The organism is Pseudomonas sp. NMS19W (genome assembly GCF_051554255.1).
GTDB lineage: Bacteria > Pseudomonadota > Gammaproteobacteria > Pseudomonadales > Pseudomonadaceae > Aquipseudomonas > Aquipseudomonas kribbensis.
The window spans coordinates 1,740,371-1,759,733 of sequence record NZ_CP136718.1; the positions used below are offsets into that span (position 1 = coordinate 1,740,371).

Below are 19,363 nucleotides of genomic sequence, written 5' to 3' on the forward strand. Positions count from 1 at the left end.
TGGTCGTGGCGGCCTGATAAGCTCGCGGCTTTACTCGATTGCCCTTTCGGCGCATGAACAAGGAAATAGCATGAAACAGCATCGGTTGGCGGCGGCGGTTGCCCTGGTTAGCCTGGTCCTCGCGGGTTGTGATTCGCAGACCAGCGTAGAGCTGAAAACCCCGGCGCAAAAAGCTTCCTACGGTATCGGCCTGAACATGGGCAAGAGCCTTGCTCAGGAAGGCATGGATGATCTGGACTCCAAAGCGGTAGCCCAGGGCATCGAAGATGCCGTCGGCAAGAAAGAACAGAAGCTGAAAGATGAAGATCTGGTCGAAGCCTTCGCTGCACTGCAAAAGCGTGCCGAAGAGCGCATGGCCAAGATGAGCGAAGAGTCGGCAGCCGCCGGCAAGAAATTCCTTGAAGAAAACGGCAAGAAAGCCGGCGTGACCACCACCGCTTCCGGTCTGCAGTACGAAGTGGTCAAGAAAGCCGACGGCCCACAGCCTAAGCCTACCGACGTAGTGACCGTTCACTACACCGGCAAGCTGACCAACGGCACCGTATTCGACAGTTCCGTCGAGCGCGGCAGCCCGATCGATCTGCCGGTCAGCGGTGTGATCCCGGGTTGGGTCGAAGGCCTGCAACTGATGCACGTTGGCGAGAAGTACAAGCTGTACATCCCTAGCGACCTGGCTTACGGCGCCCAATCGCCAAGCCCGGCGATCCCGGCCAACTCGGTTCTGGTTTTCGACCTGGAACTGCTGGCCATCAAGGATCCAGCCAAGGAAGACGCCGCAGCCAAGTAATTGGCCCCGGTTTCGACAACAACGCCTCGCTAATGCGGGGCGTTGTTGCATCTGGTCGACGCCCGGCGTAAACAGAGCGAACCGACAGGCGCCACGACAGTCCTAGACTTTGTAGCTGCCCGCGCTAGACGCCCTGAGCCGCCAAGTCAATGAAATATTGGGGTTTTTTATGTGAGTAAAAAACGCCCGATCTGAGCGCAGCCCTTATGAACCGGGGCTCTCAGCGTTGAAATGCAGCTCTGTTCACAAGGTTATCCACAATTTGTGTGGATAACATTTCAACGGGAGAAATAGATGAAAGCTCCATGGAATTTCGCCCGGTTCCTGCCATTGGCCGGACGTCTCCTGGCTCGTGGCCGCTTGCCGACACTGTTGTTTGCCGTGGCCAGCAAAGGCGCCGCCCAAGGCAATCGTCTGGGCAAACTGAAGGATGACCTGCGCCTGCTCCAGGCCCTGTGCCTGGCGTACTGGCGTGGCGAGTATCGCGCGATCAGTCCCAAGGCCATTGTTTCGGTCGTTGCGGCCCTGATGTACTTCCTCAGTCCGGTGGATGCGATCCCGGATTTCATTCCCGTTTTCGGCATGCTCGATGACATTGCGGTTCTTGCCTGGGTCATGAAAACCCTCGACGACGAGCTCAGTGCGTTCCGTTTGTGGCGTCAACGGCAGGCGCCGGAAAAGCTAAGAGTTGTCGAGCGATTGCCCGATACACCCGAACAGCTTCAGCTTCAGGGCCCGAAAAAGTCCTGAATCGCGACAGCCTCTTATACAGATAGATACCCCCCACGACCTTGGCCGCTGTTAGGATTACACTTCTAGGGAAAAGTGCCGACTCGCTAAGTGTTGTTGTCCTACGGGGTAGTCATGGATATTCAGATAATTGCACGCGATGGCGAACCCGAATATGCGGTTCTGCCATGGGCTCAGTATCAGGCTCTACTGAAAGCAGCAGGCATTAACGAAGCACCGTCGCAACCGGCTCCAGCGCCGCTTGCGGCCACACCGGACCCGATTCTTCCAGGTCTGGATCAATTACGCAGTTTGCGCGAAGGGAAGGGCATCGCCATCGAGGCGCTCGCCCGCACGGTAGGCATCAGCCCGTCTTACCTGGCCATGATCGAAAGCGGTGAGCGTCTGCCCGACGCTGCGATTCGCCGCAGCCTGGCCTGGGAGTTGACGGTGCCAGGGTGGAGGGAACAATCGTGAGCGTACGCATCAGTCGTCAACATTGGGACGGATTGCTGGGGGAGCTGGACCAGGCGCGCAGGCAGCGCCATCTTCTGACCTATCGAGCCTTGCTCGAGCGTCTGCAACTGCCGACTCCGGCGATGCAGACCCTGACCGCTGCACTGGAGCATCTGGCTGCGCTGGATGCGAAAGCCGAACAACCGTTGCGTAGTTCGCTGGTGATCAGCCAGGGCGCCAGTCGCCTGCCACGCACCGGTTTCTTTGAGTGTGTCGAGCGTCTGGGGCGATTTTCCGGCCCGTCCGATGGTGTTGCCGCCGCCTCCTGGCATGCCTCGGAAGTGGTGCGGGTCTTTGAATACGAGTACCCGGAATCGGCGGAGGCCTGAGTGTTTTTACGACTCAAGGCGCGGGCAAGTTACTGGCTGGCCCGTAGGCTGTTTCACTGGTCGTGGTTTGTCCGTCAGCCCCGAGGCTGGCGTTGGCTCGAAGGGCAATTTGCGCGAATGGCCAACCTGGGCGATGTCGGAGCGCAAAGCTTCTACGGGCACATCCTGACGTTTCGCGGCGTGGGCCTGGGGGCGCGTGAGGAGGGCGTCCGGTTGCTGCGGCTGGCGGCGCTGGCCGGGGATGGCAAGGCTGCGTATCAGGTCGGTGTCATCAGTCTTGCCGGTACACCGAGCAAGGCTCGGACCCTTTGGAAGCGGCTCGTTGGTGGACCATGGCCGCCAAGGCCGGACATCCGTTGGCAGAGCTCAAATTGAAAGAGCTGACCGGCCGGCATTCTTCTTCGTAAATAGTCATCTGTTCCGTGAGCGGGGCGAGAGGGAAACCTCTCGCCCCGTTTTTGCGTCTGCTGTTCGATAAAGATCAGTTACAGACTTCTCCTACATCCTCCGCCTACTCGCCTGACTTCTTTTCTGTTTGATCCCCCGCAAAGTCCTTCGCCTGATTTTTGCGCGAGGGAACGCCCATGTTCGACCCGGTTTTTCATTTCGTCATGCGCATGGGAATGCGTTGATGGAAGCCGTCACCCGCATCGAGCAAGCGCTCGACAGCTTTCCCCGCACCCTCGATCTCTATCGCGAACAGCTCAGGCACTGGTTCAGTCGCTCGGCAGACAGCGTCAGTCATGCGGCCGACCTGCCGTCACTGATGGGGATGGAGCGGATCATCCGTTTCGGTGCACACAGCACGGCGGTCGCCATTGACGACAAGCGTTTCTCTTCGGCTGTCGTGCAATGCCCCGAAACCGGGCGGATGGAGATCGAGAGCAAGTTCGAGTCGGTGTACGACATTCCGTTGGGCGACATCGCTGTCGATGTGGTGGCGGTGGATAGCGGCGAGGTCAAGTCCGTCACGCTCGATGCTCAGGGCAAAGGTTTGTTCACCGGTAAGCCGGGCAAGTTCTATCGGGTGGTGGTGAACGGCGAGGCCCGCGAGAAACAGGTTGATGCGCTTTTCGAGTCCTACGATGGCCTGACCCAACAGCTGGATAGCTGGTTGCGCAGCGAATGGCAGGGCTTCAAGCCGCAGTGGTCACAGTCGGTAGCGACGGTTGCGGGCAACGGCCTGCTGGCCGGGAGCTGGGCAGCGATCGAGGGCGTGTGGGACAGCATTGGGTTGCTGTCGGAGATTCTCCAGAATCCTCTTCAGTTTGCAGGCCGGCTGGGAGACAGCGCGACGGCGTTGGCCGATTTCGCGCAGTCGATGCCGGAGAAAATGGAGCAACTCCAACTGCTCGTCAGTGACGAAGCGGCGCTCTGTCTGTTGTTGCGCACGGCCAGTCTGTGGCTCGAGATGCTGCCGCCCGGTGAACTTGCCGGAAAAACCGCCGAGGCCGTCTCGATGGTGGTGGTGCAACTGCTGATCGATGTGTTGATCGGCGTTGTGCTGACCTTCGTTGGTGCCGGGGCGGGGATTGCGTATCTGACCTTGCGCCTGGTGGATCGTGGCGCTCAGTTGTTGTCGGCGGTGACGCGTCTGGTGAAGGCGTTGTTCGGCATTGTCGGCACCGTCATCGACTACGTGAACCAATACAAATCTGTTGCCGCACGGGGCATCGCCGCCGGGGTGAAAAAGGGCCGCATGCAATTGCGCTGGGATGCCAAACGCAACGCTTCCCTGAAAAAAGACGAGCATCACGACGACAAGCCTGATCAGGCGAAGAACCCCAACGGCGACAGCGCTGATTGCGTCCCCCGGACCTGCACCAACGGTTGCCCGGTGTCGATGGTCACCGGCGAGGAGCTGCTGACCCTGACTGACGGTGTGCTCGATGGGTTGTTGCCGTTCGAGTTCAGCCGGTTGTATCGCACCAGCGCAGTCGAGATCGATGTCGGGTTGGGGTTTGGCTGGAGCCATTCGCTGGCGCATCGGCTGGAGGTTGATGGCGCTTCGGTGGTCTGGGTTGACCACGAGAACCGGCGCACGCGTTTTCCGCTGCCGAGTGTCGAGCGGCCGGCGATTCACAACAGTCTGTCGCGGGCGGCGATCTTTCTTGGGGATGAGCCGGAGGAGTTGATCGTTGCGCTGGCGGGGGACGCGGCGCGGTTTTATCACTTTCGGGCTGGGCGTCTGACGCTCATCAGTGATGCCTACGGCAATCGTCTGACGGTGCATCGAGATCTTTCCGACCGGGTTCAGCGCCTCGATAACGGGGCCGGTCGTTCCTTGTTGCTGCGCTATGAGCGGGCGAATCTGGTCGCGGTCGATTATCAGGTTTTTCGGGAGTCTGCCTGGCGTACCGAGCAGACGTTGGTCAGCTATCGCTTTGATGCCCGTCATCGGTTGATCGAGGCGACCAACGCCGTCGGCGAAAGCGAGCGTTACGACTACGACGATCGGCACGTCATCCTGCAACGGCAGTTGACTGGCGGCGCGAGTTTCTTTTGGGAGTGGGAGCGTTCCGGCAAGGCGGCGCGTTGCGTGCGGCACTGGGCGTCGTTTTCGCAGATGGACACGCGTTACGTCTGGGACGCCGCCGGCAGTGTGCGGGTGCAGTACGTCGATGGCCGTGAAGAGGTTTACGTCCACGACGACACGGCGCGGCTGGTGCGTCAGGTGGCCGCCGACGGTGGTGAGCAGCTCAAGGCCTACGATGCGCAGGGCCGGCTGGTCGCCGAGCAGGATGCGCTGGGGGCGGTCACCGAATACCGCTACGACGACGCCGGCCGGTTAGTTGCGCTGATTCCGCCGGACGATGCGCCGACGTCCTACGAGTACCGCAATGGTTTCCTGCACCGCCGTTCGCGTGGCGATGCCGTGTGGACGTACCGGCGCAATGCCCAGGGCGATATCACCGAAGCGGTCGATCCTGACGGCCATGTCACTCATTACCACTACGACCCGCAAGGACGGCTGCTGTCGATCCGTTATCCGGACAGTGGCCGGCACGTGTTCGTGTGGAACGACCTCGGGCAACTGGTCGAGGAAAGCCTGCCCGACGGTGGGGTTCGGAAGTTTTCCTACGACGCGTTGGGGCGGCGGATTACTGCGCAGGACGAACACGGCGCGGTCACCCAGTACGCCTGGGATGCCGTTGGCCGCCTGATCCAGACCACGCTTCCAACCGGTGCCACCCGTGCCTGGTCCTACAGCGCCTACGGCCAGATCACCGCCGAACGTGATGAGTTGGGGCGGATCACCCGCTACGAGTATGACGACGACCTGCATCTGGTCAGCCGGCGGATCAATCCCGACGGTACGCGGCTGCAGTATCGCTACGACCATGCGCAGCTGTTGCTGACGGAGATCGAGAACGAGTCCGGCGAGAAGTACCTGCTGGACTACACGCCGACCGGATTGATCCGACAGGAAACCGGTTTTGATGGGCGGCGCACCGCGTATGCCTACGACCGCAACGGTCATCTGCTGGAGAAGACCGAGTACGGTGATGACGGCTCGACGCTGGTCACCGGCTACCAACGTGATGCTGCCGGACGCCTGCTGCTTAAGACCCTGCCCGATGCCAGCACGGTTGAATACCGCTACGACCGCCTCGGTCGGCTGGTCGGGGTGGATGACGGCCAGAATCACCCACTGGCCTTCGAATACGACCTGCAGGACCGCCTGGTACGCGAGCATCAGGGCTGGGGCACCCTGCGTTACACCTACGATGCCTGCGGCCAACTCAGCCGGATGCGTCTGCCGGACAACAGCAAACTCGACTACCACTACGCCAAGGGCGGCGCGCTGACCGCGATCGACCTCAACGGCGCCTTGCTCACCCGCCACGTCTACCAGAACGGTCGCGAACAGCAGCGCCAGCAAGGCCTGCTGCTCAGCGAATATGCCTACGACGAACAAGGACGGTTGCTGTCCCACGCGGTAGGCCATCAACGCAGCGCGCTGTACCGCCGCGACTTTGCCTACAGCGCCAACGGCAACCTCGAACACATCGCCGACACCCGCCACGGCCAGCGCAGCTACCAGTACGACGCCCTCGACCGGCTGATCCGCGTGCGCCACACCCGCGACGATGTGCCGGAAAACTTCGCCCACGACCCGGCCGGCAACCTGCTGCAGGACCGGCCGGGCCCGACACAGATCAAAGGCAACCGCCTGCTGATGCAGGGCGACCGCCATTACGACTACGACGCCTTCGGCAACCTGATCCGCGAACGCCGCGGCCGCGCCCAACAACTCGTCACTGCATACCGCTACGACAGCCAGCATCGCCTGATCGGCATCACTCGTCCCGACGGCACCACCGCCACTTACCACTACGACGCCTTCGGTCGCCGCATCCGCAAGACCGTCGACGGCCAGACCACCGAGTTCTTCTGGCAAGGCGATCACCTGATCGCCGAAAGCAGCCAGGAACAGCACCGCAGCTTCATCTACGAACCCGGCACCTTCCGCCCATTGGCGATGCTCGACGGCAAGGGCCCGAAACGCGCCTGCCCGTTCTATTACCAGCTCGACCACCTGGGCACGCCGCAGGAACTGACCGACTACAGCGGCGACATCGTCTGGTCAACCAAATACAGCGCCTACGGCAAAGTCACCTCGCTGGAGCTGGCGACCGACGACTACCTGGACCAGCCGCTGCGGTTTCAGGGGCAGTATTTCGATGCGGAAAGCGGGCTGCACTACAACCGGCACCGGTATTACGACCCGGACGTTGGACGGTACCTGACGCCGGATCCGGTGAAGCTGGCGGGTGGGTTGAATCAGTACCGGTACGTACCGAATCCGACGGGGTGGGTGGATCCGTTGGGGTTGAGTTGTACTTGCCCGCCGCCGACCCCGCGCCGTCCGATGCGATACGAAGCGGGTCGCGTGGTCGTCGAAGAGGGCGCGCCCCCTCTGCCAAAGATGACAGCGCGGGAGCGGCGGGCGAGGATTGATGAGGTAGCAGAGGAAAATGCTCATAGGCGCTTACATGCTATGGAAGATCCAACGAATGGAGAGCACTTTCTGGAAAAACACGGTGCTCAAACTACTTTGAACTCTCAGTTTGAACGAATTACCTCAGCTAAAAATCCGACCACAGGAGTCGTGGAAATTTATAGCGATGGGAGGAGGAGAGGACAACCTATGATCCCATCGGCGGCTACGCATTTTTTGAGCCATAGAGATCAGTTAAATGCTATTTATAGAGCACAGCTGATTCTTCGATACACAAATTTGCAAATATCGAAAAGGCCGATTGAAATGGGTAAGGTGATTGGTGAGGGATACAAGCGAGGAAGCCTTGAATATGGAAGGCAAACGAAGGCGGTAGTCATACTTAATGCAAATGGGCGTGTTAAGACGGCGTATACGGATTTTGATTGATGAAGACTTCATATGAGATTGTTGATATAAAAAATTTGCTTTTTGTGTTTGATATAGAGAATACAAGGGATAGCGAGAGGGAAAGGGTTATAGTTTCCAAAAATGTTAATGATGATGAAGAGTTGGCTGAGTTATTTGATCTTCTATTGAAGTCTGATTTTTGGAGTATACCCCTGGAGAACAAGCTTCCCTAACGGATACTATCGTTCATTTTTTAAAAGAGGGTGACAGTTTTGATCGTGTGTTTGGGCGAATGACGACGTATTTTGACGAAGATGTTTTGGATCAGCGCCGATTTATGCAGGTGTTGCTGAAGTGTTTGGTGAGGTATCAACTTGAAAGCTCAAGAGGGGCATTGAATGATTGAAGTCATCGAGGGTAGATGGTCATTTAACGACTTTAAGCGGTGGAGTCGCGGCGAATCGAACGCAGAACTATTTGGTGATCAGTACAGTGAAGATCCCGATGCTGTGGATCTAAATATTCTAGGCGAGTGTGGAGACGCAGGTTTACTGGAGCTGATCTCAAATCCGAGCTGCAGAGAACGGTTGTACTTTGCAGAGCTTTTGGTGCTTAGTCTTTGCGATGTTTTTCGGTCAGGGCAAAATTTGCCCTTTCAATTTTCGAGATTTCTCGGGATTGAAAATCGTGAGGAGTATTTCGAGAATGTGATGAGTATGGCGGAGCGGGTTTATAAAAAGTGTGATGTGATTAATGCTATGAGTAGTTCAAGTGATCCAGCTATAAAGTCGTTTTATAAGCAGATGATGGATCTTCGTCATGAAAAGACTAGCCTTGAGGGTGAATTCTATCTTAATTGCAGAGCACGATTCGATCTGAGTTTGTTTGGTGATCCTCGGCTTTGATTGGAGAAGGATGGAGATAATAACAATCGGGCTGATTGGGCCGCCCCCTTCGCGACCAATCTCTCTTCCGCGGGGATTTGTGTTGTTTGGGGAGTCAACGCTGGCCAATAACCTGCGGTGTATGAAGGTCGGGAACTGTGAGGCTATCAATCAAATGCACACTATACCCCGGCACATTCTTAGCATGATGCTTCGCCTGCGAAGCCATCTCCGCCAATTGGCTCGCATCCAGTTGCGCACAAGCCTCAGGATGCAAATGCACAACGCCAATGGACAATGACAACAACGGAAACTCCTGCCGAATTCCCTGGCGATTCGGCGCAACAAAACACCCAGCCTCAAGGTGTTCGGGGCGGTAAAACCGTCGGCATTGGCTCTGGAAATCATCAAGCAACTGGTTGAGCCGCTTGCGCCAGTCCTCCGGGCCGAGCACCAACAGAAAATCATCCCCGCCAATATGCCCGACGAAATCACGGGATGGGTCTACACGTTCGTTCAGGCATTGCGCCAGACACAACAACACCTCATCCCCACGCCCATACCCATAGATATCGTTAAAGGGCTTGAAGCTATCGATATCGACATAGCAAATAACCGACTCCCGTCCCTGTTGCAGCAACCGTGTCAGGCATTGCTGGATCGGTACGTTGCCGGGTAGCAGAGTCAGCGGGTTGGCATACCGAGCCTGCTGGATTTTCAGTTCGGTAATCAGTTTGAGCACGTCAATCACCCGGCCCAGGCCCAGGTAACTGCCGTTGAGGGTGATGATGAAATCCTCTTCGATGCGCTGTCGGGCGCGGCTGGTGATCAGGCGGCTGACTTGTTGCAGCGACTGGCTCATTTCCACGGCGAGGAAGTCGTCGTTCATCAGGCGGCTGATCGGTTTACGGGCGAACAGATCGGTGGCGAACGGCTTGAGCAAGGCATCGGACAATGAATGACGATGAACGATGCCGCAGGGCTGGCCTTGTTCGTCCAGCACCGCCAACGAGTTCAGGTTGGCCTGTCGGCGAAACGCTTCGAGGACGGTGGCGGTGGGGGTGTCGCGAATTACGGCCGGCTGATCGTTGAGCAGGGCGCTGAGGTCGCTGCCTTCGTCATTCAGTGCCACGGCGCTGCTGTCGTGTTTGGGCATCAAGGCACGGGCGTCGCGTGGCGGGTTTTCCTGCGGGCGCCCGAGCAGGTAGCCCTGCACCAGATCAACGCCCATTTCGGTCAGCACCGCCAGCTCTTCCGGCAGTTCGATACCTTCGGCAATCACCTGGGCCCTGGAGGCCTTGGCGATTTGCAGGATCGATCCGACGAATTCGCGTTTCAACGCGTCCTGATGAATGCCATCGATAAAGTGCCGGTCGATCTTCACGTAATCCGGCCGCAGCTCCGACCACAGGCGCAGACTTGAATAACCCGCGCCAAGATCGTCCAGTGCAATCGAAAACCCCATCGCCCGGTAGTGATGCAGTGCCGTTTGCAGCAACTGAAAGTCATCGATCGGGGTCTGCTCGGTGAGTTCGATCACCACCTGGCTCGGTGGAATGCCGAAGTCCTGCAGCAGTTGCAACGTGCGCCCCGGCTGGTGTGCGGCTTCGAGCAGGGATTCGGGAGAGACGTTGAGAAACAGTTTGCCCGGCAATTGCTGTTCGTTGAAACGGCGGCAGGCGCTTTGGCGGCAGGCGATTTCCAGTTCGCTCAAACGCCCGGCCTGACGAGCCACGGCGAACAGGGCGATGGGGGAGTGCAGCGGGCTGTTGGACGGGCCGCGAGTCAGGGCTTCATAACCGAGAATGCGTCGTTCGGAGAGGCAAATGATTGGCTGGAACAGGCTGTGCAAACCGCTTTGAGTCAGGATCGAGCTCAAGGCACTCAGCTGTTCGGTCGTGGTCATGGCAATCTCTGGCGATAAAAAAAGGACTGGGAGCGTTCTCGATGAAGAGAACCGCTCCCAGTCCTTTATTGCACGACAGAATGATGACTGTTTGATGACGATCCGGGGATCGTCACCATTAAATTGCCATCACCTTACTTCTTGGCCACCTGATTGCTCAGCTTCAGGTAATCCAGCAGCACGCGCCCGGTCTCGCTCAGGTAGGCGTCGTCTTCCGGTTTGACCTTGTCCGGCTCGGCTGCCGCGAGGGCGTCGTCGTCTTCTTTCTTCAGCTCTTTGAGCGGTTCTTCGCCTTTGGCCTTGCGACGGATGTTTTCCATCGCCAGTTGCTTGGCGTCGATGTCGGCGTGCTGGGCACGACGATCGGCTTCATTGAGGCTGACGGTTTTCTCTTCCAGCAGCTTCTGCGCCAAGGCCAGCTTGTCGCGGATGAACACGAACTCCGCGTCCTTCGCCGAGCGGGCATCATGCTCGGACTTGAGCTGGGCCAGGTACGGCTTGAACGGGTCGACCGCCGGTTTGATCGCCGCGCGGATGGTGTCCCACGGCATGGCTTCCGGCAGGGCGCTCTCGCCGATTTCCTTGGTGTCGATGATCGACGGGTAGTCGATATCCGGCAGTACGCCCTGATGCTGGGTGCTCTGGCCGGAAACCCGGTAGAACTTGGCCAGGGTCAGTTTCAGTTCGCCGTGGTTCAGCGGCTGAATGGTCTGCACGGTGCCTTTGCCGAAGGTCTGGCCACCGATGATCAGCGCGCGGTGGTAGTCCTGCATGGCGCCGGCGAAGATCTCCGAAGCCGAGGCGGACAGGCGGTTGACCAGCAGCGCCATCGGGCCTTTGTAGAACGCGCCCGGGTTTTCATCTTCAAGCACATCGACCCGGCCATCGGCGTTACGCACGAGCACGGTAGGGCCCTTGTCGATGAACAGGCTGGTCAGCTCGGTGGCTTCCTGCAGGGAACCGCCGCCGTTGTTGCGCAGGTCGATGACCACGCCGTCGACTTTCTCTTTCTGCAGTTCGGTCAGCAGTTTCTTGACGTCACGAGTAGTGCTCTTGTAGTCCGGATCACCGGCGCGGAACGCCTTGAAGTCCAGGTAGAAGGCCGGAATCTCGATCACGCCGAGCTTGTAGTCCTTGCCGTCCTGTTTGAGGCTCAGGATGGATTTCTTCACGGCCTGATCTTCGAGCTTCACCGCTTCACGGGTGATCGGCACGATCTTGCTGGTCTGGTCGTTCGGCGCATTGCTGGCCGGGATGACTTCCAGACGCACCACGGTGCCTTTCGGACCACGGATCAGCTTGACCACTTCGTCCAGGCGCCAGCCGACCACGTCGACCATCTCTTTGTTGCCCTGGGCAACGCCGATGATCTTGTCGGCAGGAGCAACCTGCTTGGTCTTGTCGGCAGGACCTGCCGGCACAAGACGCACGACCTTCACCTGATCGTTGTCGCTCTGCAACACGGCGCCGATGCCCTCGAGGGACAGGCTCATGTTGATGTCGAAGTTTTCCGCATTATCCGGCGACAGATAGTTGGTGTGCGGATCGTAAGACATGGCGAAGGTGTTGATGTACGCCTGGAAGATGTCTTCGGCACGGGTCTGGTCCAGACGCGCCAACTGGTTCTTGTAGCGCTTGGTCAGGGTTTCCTGGATCTGCTTCGGCTCTTTGCCGGCGATCTTCTGCCGCAGCACTTCGTCCTTCACGCGTTTGCGCCACAGGTCGTCAAGTTCGGCGGTGGATTTGAGCCACGGAGCGTCCTTGCGATCGATCAGCAAGGTTTCCTTCGTGGTGAAGTCCATCTTGTCGACGCCTTTGTCCAGCTCGGCGATGGCGAAGTCCAGACGCGCCTTCACGCGATCCAGATAACGCTTGTAGATGGTGAAGCCGGCGTTGAGGTCGCCGCTCTTGAGGAAGTCGTCGAACTGGTACTTCCACTTGTCGAATTCGGTGATGTCGCTGGCCATGAAATAGCTGCGCGACGGGTCCAGCAGCTTGATGTAGCTGTCGTAGATGATCGCCGAGCGCGCATCGTCGAGCGGCGGCTTGCTGTAGTGGTGGCGCTTGAGCAACTCGACGACGTTCAGACTGGCAATCACTTCATCGCGATCAGGCTGCAACTTGTCCCAGCTGTTGGCTGCGAATGTACTGCCCGACACCGGCAAGAGGCCGATACCGATGAAAAGAGCGAGGGCGGTGCTGGGGAGCAGATGCTTCATGCTGATTCGACGCGGGGACAATTGATAACGCATATTAGGCCGTCTTTGAAGTCGCCGGTACCTCTACGCTCTGTACGATAACTGCTGTTCAGCGATCGTTCAGACCCCAGGGCCGGTCGCATAATGCAAAAAGCCCGGCGCTACAGCTTCGGGCTCAGTCCAGACTCACTATGGAGGCACTGTGAAGGCATTGCAAGGCGTTGAAGGTCAAGTGGCATGGGTTGATGAGCCGAGTCCTGCGTGTGATGTAGGACAAGTTCGCATCCGGGTGGCGGCAGCGGGCCTCAATCGCGCGGATTTATTACAGAAGGCGGGGCTTTATCCACCGCCACCGGGTGCCAGTCAGGTGCTGGGGCTTGAATGCTCCGGAGTCATCAGCGAAGTCGGCGCCGGCTCGTCCTGGCAGGTTGGTGATCGGGTCTGCGCCTTGCTGGCCGGGGGCGGGATGGCCGAAGAAGTGGTCGTCGACGGGCGGCATGTGCTGCCGGTTCCGGAAGGTGTGTCGCTGATCGAAGCGGCCGCACTGCCTGAGGTGTACGCGACGGTCTGGCTGAATGTGTTTCAACTCGCTGCGCTCAAACCGGGTGAGAAAGTTCTCCTGCATGCCGGCGCCAGTGGCATCGGTTCCGCCGCCATTCAACTGTGCAAGGCGTTTGGCAATCCGTGCTGGGTCAGCGTCGGATCGGCCGAGCGTTTGGCCTACTGTGAAGCGCTGGGCGCCCAGGGCGGTGTGGTGCGCACTGACGATCTGGAAAGCCTGCGGGACTTCGGGCCGTTCGATGTGATTCTGGATCCGGTCGGCGGCAATTATTCCGCATTGAATCTCAAGCTGATGGCTCAGGACGGACGCTGGGTGCTGATCGGCCTGATGGGCGGCCGCGAGGCGAAACTCGATCTTGCCCAGGTACTGGCCAAGCGTGTGCAACTGCTGGGCTCGACCCTGCGCAGCCGCGACGATCAGTTCAAGGCGGATCTGTTCAGCGATCTGAGCCAGCATGTGTGGCCGCTGTTTTCCGAAGGGCGGCTGAAGCCGCAACTGGCCAGGACCTTTGCGATCAAGGATGCCGAAGCGGCTTTCGCCGAGCTGGCGAGCAACACGGTCGCCGGGAAGCTGGTACTGGTGATCGACGACAGCCTGAGCTGATCATCGAGGCTTGTGGGAGCAAATGTGCTCCCACAAGACAATCGCTTACTTCCAGAGATGGATCGGCCAGCCAGCTTTCTCGGCCTGCTCGCGCAACACCGGATCCGGATTGACTACATGCGGGAAATCCACCTTCAGCAGCAGCGGCAGGTCATTGCGTGAGTCGGAATAGAAACTCGCGCCCTCAAGGTTTTCCTCTTCGGCGTCCAGCCATTCCAGCAGACGGGTGATCTTGCCTTCGCGATAGGTCAGGGTGCCCACGGTGTGGCCGCTGTACACGCCATGGGCCACTTCCAGTTCGATGGCCAGAACTTCGTCGATGCCCAGTCGTTCGGCAATCGGTTTGACCAGGTGCGTGCCCGAGGCCGAGATCACCAGAATCCGGTCGCCGGCCTTGCGGTGGGCGGCGATGGCTTTGGTCGCATCGCTGAAGATGATCGGCTCGATGAAGTCTTCCACCCACGGCCCGACCAGATGCTCGACTTCTTCCGGGGTGCGACCGATCAGCGGTTCGAGGCTGAACTCCATGTAGTCTTCCATGCGCAACTTGCCATGGCTGTAGGCGTCCATCAGCTCGTTGTTCCTGCGCATGAACGACTCGGGATCGACCCAGCCCAGGCGGCCCATCTGTTCGCTCCAGAGGGTGGCGCAGTCGCCGTGGATCAGGGTTTCGTCCAGATCAAAAATTGCCAGGGCCATCGGTTCTCTCCGAGAACAGCTGCGAGCTACAAGCTTCAAGCAGCAAGAGTTGGAATCAGGTACGCCGCAGTCTACAGCTTGAAGCTTGTAGCTCGCAGCTTGCAGCTTGCAGCTATTTTCAAGCTACCTCACACAGGGCCGTCGGATCGATGGAAAGCGCCAGGCGCTGACCGTCGGGATGCAGATCCGCCGCCGAACGGTTGAGCACATCCACCACCAGTTCCACGCCTCGGGCCTCGATGCGGTAGCGGATCACGTTGCCCAGCAGGCTGTGGCTGCGAATCTGCGCATCGAGTTCGCCGTTCAGGCTCAGTTCGATGGCCTCCGGGCGAATCGCGATGCGGTGGCTGATCGGCCGCTGCAACAGCTTCGAGGCACTCTCGGCATCCAGCAGGTTGTAGTTGCCGATGAAGCCGGCGGCGAACACGTCGACCGGGGCGGTGTAGAGGGTTTCGGCGTCGCCGCTCTGTACGATCTTTCCCTGATTCATCAGGAAAATCCGGTCAGACATGGTCAGGGCTTCTTCCTGATCGTGGGTGACGAAAATCGTGGTCAGGCCGAGCTCGCGCTGGATCTGACGGATCTGTTCACGCAGGTGTTTGCGAATCCGCGCATCAAGAGCCGACAACGGTTCATCCAGCAACAACAGACGCGGACGGGTGACCAAAGAGCGGGCGAGGGCGACACGCTGGCACTGACCGCCGGAGAGCTGATGCGGATAACGACTGGCGAAGTCGTTGAGTTCAACCAGTTTCAACGCCTCGGTGACGCGCTTGTGGCTGTCGTCGGCATTGACCTTCTGCATGCGCAGACCGAAGGCGACGTTCTGCTCCACGGTCATGTTGGGGAACAGCGCATAGCTCTGGAACACCATGCCGATCCCGCGTTTCTGTGGCGTCAGCGGCACGATGTCGACACCATCGAGCAGAATCTTGCCGCCATCCACCGGCGTCAGGCCGGCGATGCAGCGCAGCAGGGTGGATTTGCCGCAACCGGACGGGCCGAGCAGGGTGACGAACTCACCCTTCTGGATTTCGCAGTTGATGTCGCTGAACACCGTGGTGCCGGCGTAGTTTTTCTGAAGGTGTTGGACGCTGACATAGCTCATTCGCTTTTGTCCTTGTTCAAGATGTTGGCGACCCAGGTCAGGACCAGCACGAAAAAGAAGTAGGAAATCACCAGCGCACTGGTGAAGTGGCCGCTGCTGTTGCGCATGTTGTTGAGGTAGACCTGCAGGGTTTCGTAGCGGGTGCCGACCAGGATGTTGGCGAACACGAACTCACCGAACAGGAACGAGAACGACAGCAGCAACGCGACCATCAGACCCTTGCGCAGGTTCGGCAGCACCACCAGGAACGCCGCCTGAAAGGTGCTCGCGCCAAGCAGTTGGGCGGCATCCATCAGATCGCGCAGGTTGATCGCCTGCAGGTTGTTGGTGATTGCCCGGTACATGAACGGCAGCGCCACGGTGAAGTAGCAACCGATCAGGATCCACGGCGTGCCGACCATCGCGAACGGCCCGGAACCATAGAGCTGCAACAATCCCACCGACGACACCACCGGCGGCACCGCGAAGGGCAGCAGGATCAGGATGTTCATCAGCGCATCGAGTTTCGGGAAGTGGTAATGCACCACGAACAGCAGCGGCAAAATCAGCACCACCGACAGGATCAGCGCACCGACACACACCAGCAGCGACTGGCCGAAGGCATGCAGGAAGCGCGGGTCGCTCCACAACTGGATGTACCACTTGAAGGTGAAGCCGCTGGGCAGCACGGTGGCCGACCAACTGCTGGCGATCGAATAGATCAGGGTGCCCAGCAGCGGCAGCAGCAGAATGGCGAACAGCAGGTAGACCACGACGCGGTGGTAGACGCCGGCCGGGCCGGATTCAGCGCGAGACATGGTAGCTCCTCTTCAACAGCAGTTGATGCACGACGGTCACCATGGTCATCAGCGCCACCAGCACCACGGCCAGGGCGCTGGCCAGGTTCGGATCGAGGGAAATGTCGCCGGAGACCATCGCCGCAATGCGGATCGGCAGCACGTTGAAGTTGCCGGTGGTCAGCGCGTATACCGTGGCATAGGCGCCGAGGGCGTTGGCCAGCAGGATCACGAAGGTGCCGAGCAGGGCCGGGGTCAGCACGGGCAAACCGATGTGGCGCCAGAACTGCCAGCCGTCAGCGCCGAGCAGCGCGGCGGATTCACGCCAGTCTTCACGCAGGGCATCGAACGCCGGGTACAGCAGCAGGACGCCGAGGGGAATCTGGAAGTAGGTGTAGAGGATGATCAGCCCGATTTTCGAGTACAGGTTGAAATCCTGAATGATCCCGGCCTGTTTCAGCATGATGGTGATGCTGCCGTTGAAGCCGAGCAGGATGATGAAGGCAAACGCCAGGGGCACGCCGGCGAAGTTGCTGGTCATGTTGGCGAAAGCGTTGACGAAGTTGCGCAGCTTCGAATCGACCCGACGCAGGGAGTAGGCGCCGAGTACCGCGATGATGATGCCGAACACGCTCGACCAGAAACTGATTTCGAGGCTGTATTGGATCGCCTGCAAATAGAACTTCGAATTGAAGATCTTGCTGAAGTTGGCGAAACCCCAGCCGAATTCTTCCGATTGCAGGCTGTTGATCATCACCCAGATCAGCGGGGCGATTTCGAACACGATAAAGAACAGCGCAAAAGGCACCAGGCACAGGGCGGCCAGCCATTTGCCGCGAGTCATTGAGTTCACTTGAGCAACTCCCGGCACACAGGTTTGTCGTGGGGGACGCCGAGCAACTCGCAGACGGTGCCGCAGAGGTCGGTCTGCTTTGGCGTGGCGTCCGCATTCAGGCTGAAGGCATCACCGAGCACGAACAGCGGCACCTGGCGTTCTTCCGGCAACAGGCCGTTGTGCGAACGGTCGTTGTTCATGCCGTGGTCGGCAGTCACCAGTACCTGGTAACCGGCGTCGAGCCAGCCTTGCAGGTAGTCGGCGAGGATGATGTCGGCACTGCGTGCGCTGTTGCGGTATTGCGGGGTGTCGAGGCCGTGCTTGTGGCCGGCGTCGTCGATGTTCATCGGATGGATCAGCAGAAAGTCCGGGGCGTGGCGCAGGCGCAGGTTCTCGGCGTCGGCGAACAGGTGCGAGTCCGGGTAGTGATCGTTCCAGTAGAAGTGGCCGTGCTGGATCGGTAGCCTCGGGTCATCGGTGTGACGGTCCCGTGCGGCCACGAACGGCGAGCGGTTGTACAACTCGCTGACCCAGTGGTACGCCGCCGCGGCGGTTTTCAGACCGGCATCGCGGGCGTAGTGATAGATGCTGCGCTGGTTGGACAGGCGCGAGACGTTGTTGTGGACGATGCCGCTGTCGATGGGCGGCACGCCCGTAAGGATGCATTCGTAAAGCGGTCGGGACAGGGCCGGCAGCTCGCACTCCAACTGGTAGAGCGCGGCGCGTCCTGCGCCAACGTAAGCCTGCAGATGCCCCATGGCGTGACGCGCGACCTCGTAATTGAGGCCGTCGAGCACGACAAGGATGACGTTGTGCTTCATAGGGGCAAAAACTCCGCGAAACAGATCAGATTTTGAATTCGACGCAGATTCCCCTGTGGGAGCGAGTTCACTCCCACAGGGGCTTGAGCAATCCCGAAAGCGGGATCTACAACATCACTTCATCTCTACGATGACTTCTTCGTTCCACTTCTGCGGCAGGGCCTTCGAGGTTTTTTCCCACGCATCGGCGTCCTTGATCGGCGTGACCTTCTTGTACTGCTCGTTCGGCAGCAGCTTGGCTTTCACGTCTTCCGGCAGGGTCAGGTGCTCGGCGCGGATCGGACGGGCGTTGCCACGGGCGAGGTTGGTCTGGCCGGCGTCGCTGAAGATGTATTCGCGGGTCAGCTTGGCGGCGTTCGGGTTTTTCGCGTATTTGTTGATGATGGTGGTGTAGCCGGAAATCACCGAGCCGTCGGACGGGATCAGCACCACGTAGTCATCCGGGTTGGCCATCTTGGCCTTGTAGCTCAGGCCGTTGAAGTCCCAGACCACGCCGACTTCGATCTCGCCTTTTTCCATGGTGGCGATGGTCGGGTTGGCCATCGACAGGCGACCCTGCTTGGCGATGTCTGCGAACAGCAGCAGGGCAGGCTGGATGTTTTTCTCGTCGCCGCCATTGGCCAGTGCTGCGGCGAGTACGCCGTTGGCAGCTTGTGCAGCGGTACTCACGTCACCGATGGAGACCTTGTATTTGCCGCCCTTGAGGTCAGCCCATTTGGTCGGTACTGCGGAACCGTGCAGCAGTTTCTTGTTGACGATGAAAGCGATGGTGCCGGTGTAGGCCAGTGCCCAGTTGCCGTCCTTGTCCTTGGCCCATGCAGGAACCTGATCCCAAGTGGTCGGCTTGTACGGTTGCACCACGCCTTGCTTGACCGCGATCGGGCCGAAGGCCGCGCCGACGTCGCCGATGTCGGCGGTGGCATTGTCTTTCTCGGCAGCGAACTTGGCGATTTCCTGGGCCGAGCTCATGTCGGTGTCGATGTGTTTCAGGCCGTAGGTCTTGGCCAGGTCTTCCCAGGTGCCTTTCCAGTTGGCCCAGTCATCGGGCATGCCGACGCTGTTGACGGCGCCTTCCGCTTTCGCAGCGGCTTCGAGGGTTTTCAGATCATCAGCCGCCATGGCGGCGGTGCACATGGCAATGGTCGAGCCTAACAGTGTTGCCAGGAAAAGCTGTTTCATTCCGAAGCTCCTTGGTCGTGTTCAACGCTGCGATTGCGGTTTGTGTTGGTCTAGGTCAGCAATACCTGAGCCAATGTA

General features: G+C 59.3%; 15 protein-coding genes and 2 pseudogenes. 9 read left to right on the forward strand and 8 right to left on the reverse strand.

Translation table 11 applies throughout. The features are described from left to right. The first annotated feature begins 70 nt into the window (after positions 1-70). From R1A29_RS07975 to R1A29_RS08010, 8 genes and pseudogenes are all read left to right on the forward strand, one after another. Positions 71-787 carry an FKBP-type peptidyl-prolyl cis-trans isomerase gene (locus R1A29_RS07975; RefSeq protein WP_201227346.1) on the forward strand — a complete coding sequence of 239 codons (717 nt, stop codon included), beginning with the start codon at positions 71-73 and terminating at the stop codon, positions 785-787. Positions 788-1,081: 294 nt separating this feature from the next. Then, positions 1,082-1,537 carry a YkvA family protein gene (locus tag R1A29_RS07980; RefSeq protein WP_085710610.1) on the forward strand — a complete coding sequence of 152 codons (456 nt, stop codon included), beginning with the start codon at positions 1,082-1,084 and terminating at the stop codon, positions 1,535-1,537. 114 nt (positions 1,538-1,651) lie between these two features. Then, positions 1,652-1,993: a helix-turn-helix domain-containing protein gene (locus tag R1A29_RS07985; RefSeq protein WP_007950435.1), complete on the forward strand. Its 342-nt coding sequence runs from the start codon at positions 1,652-1,654 to the stop codon at positions 1,991-1,993. Next, positions 1,990-2,361, forward strand: coding sequence for a hypothetical protein (locus R1A29_RS07990; RefSeq protein WP_003223109.1), 372 nt, complete (start codon positions 1,990-1,992; stop codon positions 2,359-2,361). The genes R1A29_RS07985 and R1A29_RS07990 overlap by 4 nt, the downstream gene beginning before the upstream one ends. After that, positions 2,362-2,768 (forward strand): annotated as a pseudogene (locus R1A29_RS07995) (sel1 repeat family protein). A gap of 224 nt (positions 2,769-2,992) precedes the next feature. Then, positions 2,993-7,753, forward strand: coding sequence for an RHS repeat-associated core domain-containing protein (locus R1A29_RS08000; protein WP_438301107.1), 4,761 nt, complete (start codon positions 2,993-2,995; stop codon positions 7,751-7,753). Then, positions 7,753-8,120 (forward strand): annotated as a pseudogene (locus R1A29_RS08005) (hypothetical protein). The gene R1A29_RS08000 and the pseudogene R1A29_RS08005 overlap by 1 nt, the downstream one beginning before the upstream one ends. Beyond that, a complete protein-coding gene (locus tag R1A29_RS08010) occupies positions 8,113-8,619 on the forward strand; it encodes a hypothetical protein (RefSeq protein ID WP_438301108.1) in 507 nt (168 codons plus the stop codon). Before R1A29_RS08005 ends, R1A29_RS08010 begins: the two are co-directional and overlap by 8 nt. 94 nt (positions 8,620-8,713) lie before the next feature. Here R1A29_RS08010 and R1A29_RS08015 read toward each other — a convergent pair whose 3' ends face one another. Continuing rightward, positions 8,714-10,504, reverse strand: coding sequence for a bifunctional diguanylate cyclase/phosphodiesterase (locus tag R1A29_RS08015; protein WP_438301109.1), 1,791 nt, complete (start codon positions 10,502-10,504; stop codon positions 8,714-8,716). A 134-nt stretch (positions 10,505-10,638) separates the two neighbouring features. Beyond that, positions 10,639-12,723: a carboxy terminal-processing peptidase gene (locus tag R1A29_RS08020; protein WP_438301111.1), complete on the reverse strand. Its 2,085-nt coding sequence runs from the start codon at positions 12,721-12,723 to the stop codon at positions 10,639-10,641. Positions 12,724-12,904: 181 nt separating this feature from the next. On the opposite strand from R1A29_RS08020, the gene R1A29_RS08025 reads away from it, so the two are divergent. Beyond that, positions 12,905-13,867 carry a zinc-binding dehydrogenase gene (locus tag R1A29_RS08025; protein WP_114881979.1) on the forward strand — a complete coding sequence of 321 codons (963 nt, stop codon included), beginning with the start codon at positions 12,905-12,907 and terminating at the stop codon, positions 13,865-13,867. A gap of 45 nt (positions 13,868-13,912) precedes the next feature. Here R1A29_RS08025 and R1A29_RS08030 read toward each other — a convergent pair whose 3' ends face one another. The 6 genes from R1A29_RS08030 to R1A29_RS08055 all read right to left on the reverse strand — a co-directional run bounded on the left by R1A29_RS08030 (position 13,913) and on the right by R1A29_RS08055 (position 19,285). Next, positions 13,913-14,566, reverse strand: coding sequence for an HAD family hydrolase (locus tag R1A29_RS08030; RefSeq protein WP_438301112.1), 654 nt, complete (start codon positions 14,564-14,566; stop codon positions 13,913-13,915). A 118-nt stretch (positions 14,567-14,684) separates the two neighbouring features. After that, positions 14,685-15,674 (reverse strand): ABC transporter ATP-binding protein, encoded by a 990-nt coding sequence (locus tag R1A29_RS08035; RefSeq protein ID WP_408987758.1) that lies wholly within the window; start codon positions 15,672-15,674, stop codon positions 14,685-14,687. Next, the gene (locus R1A29_RS08040) at positions 15,671-16,471 is read right to left on the reverse strand and encodes an ABC transporter permease (RefSeq protein WP_065261898.1); all 801 of its coding nucleotides are present in this window, start codon (positions 16,469-16,471) and stop codon (positions 15,671-15,673) included. Before R1A29_RS08040 ends, R1A29_RS08035 begins: the two co-directional genes overlap by 4 nt. Continuing rightward, complete coding sequence (locus tag R1A29_RS08045; protein WP_438302019.1) at positions 16,458-17,294, reverse strand: ABC transporter permease; 837 nt, start codon at positions 17,292-17,294, stop codon at positions 16,458-16,460. The genes R1A29_RS08040 and R1A29_RS08045 overlap by 14 nt, the downstream gene beginning before the upstream one ends. Before the next feature lie 5 nt (positions 17,295-17,299). Then, positions 17,300-18,106 (reverse strand): alkaline phosphatase family protein, encoded by an 807-nt coding sequence (locus R1A29_RS08050; protein ID WP_438301113.1) that lies wholly within the window; start codon positions 18,104-18,106, stop codon positions 17,300-17,302. Positions 18,107-18,220: 114 nt separating this feature from the next. Further along, positions 18,221-19,285 carry an ABC transporter substrate-binding protein gene (locus tag R1A29_RS08055; protein ID WP_438301114.1) on the reverse strand — a complete coding sequence of 355 codons (1,065 nt, stop codon included), beginning with the start codon at positions 19,283-19,285 and terminating at the stop codon, positions 18,221-18,223. Positions 19,286-19,363: the final 78 nt, after the last annotated feature.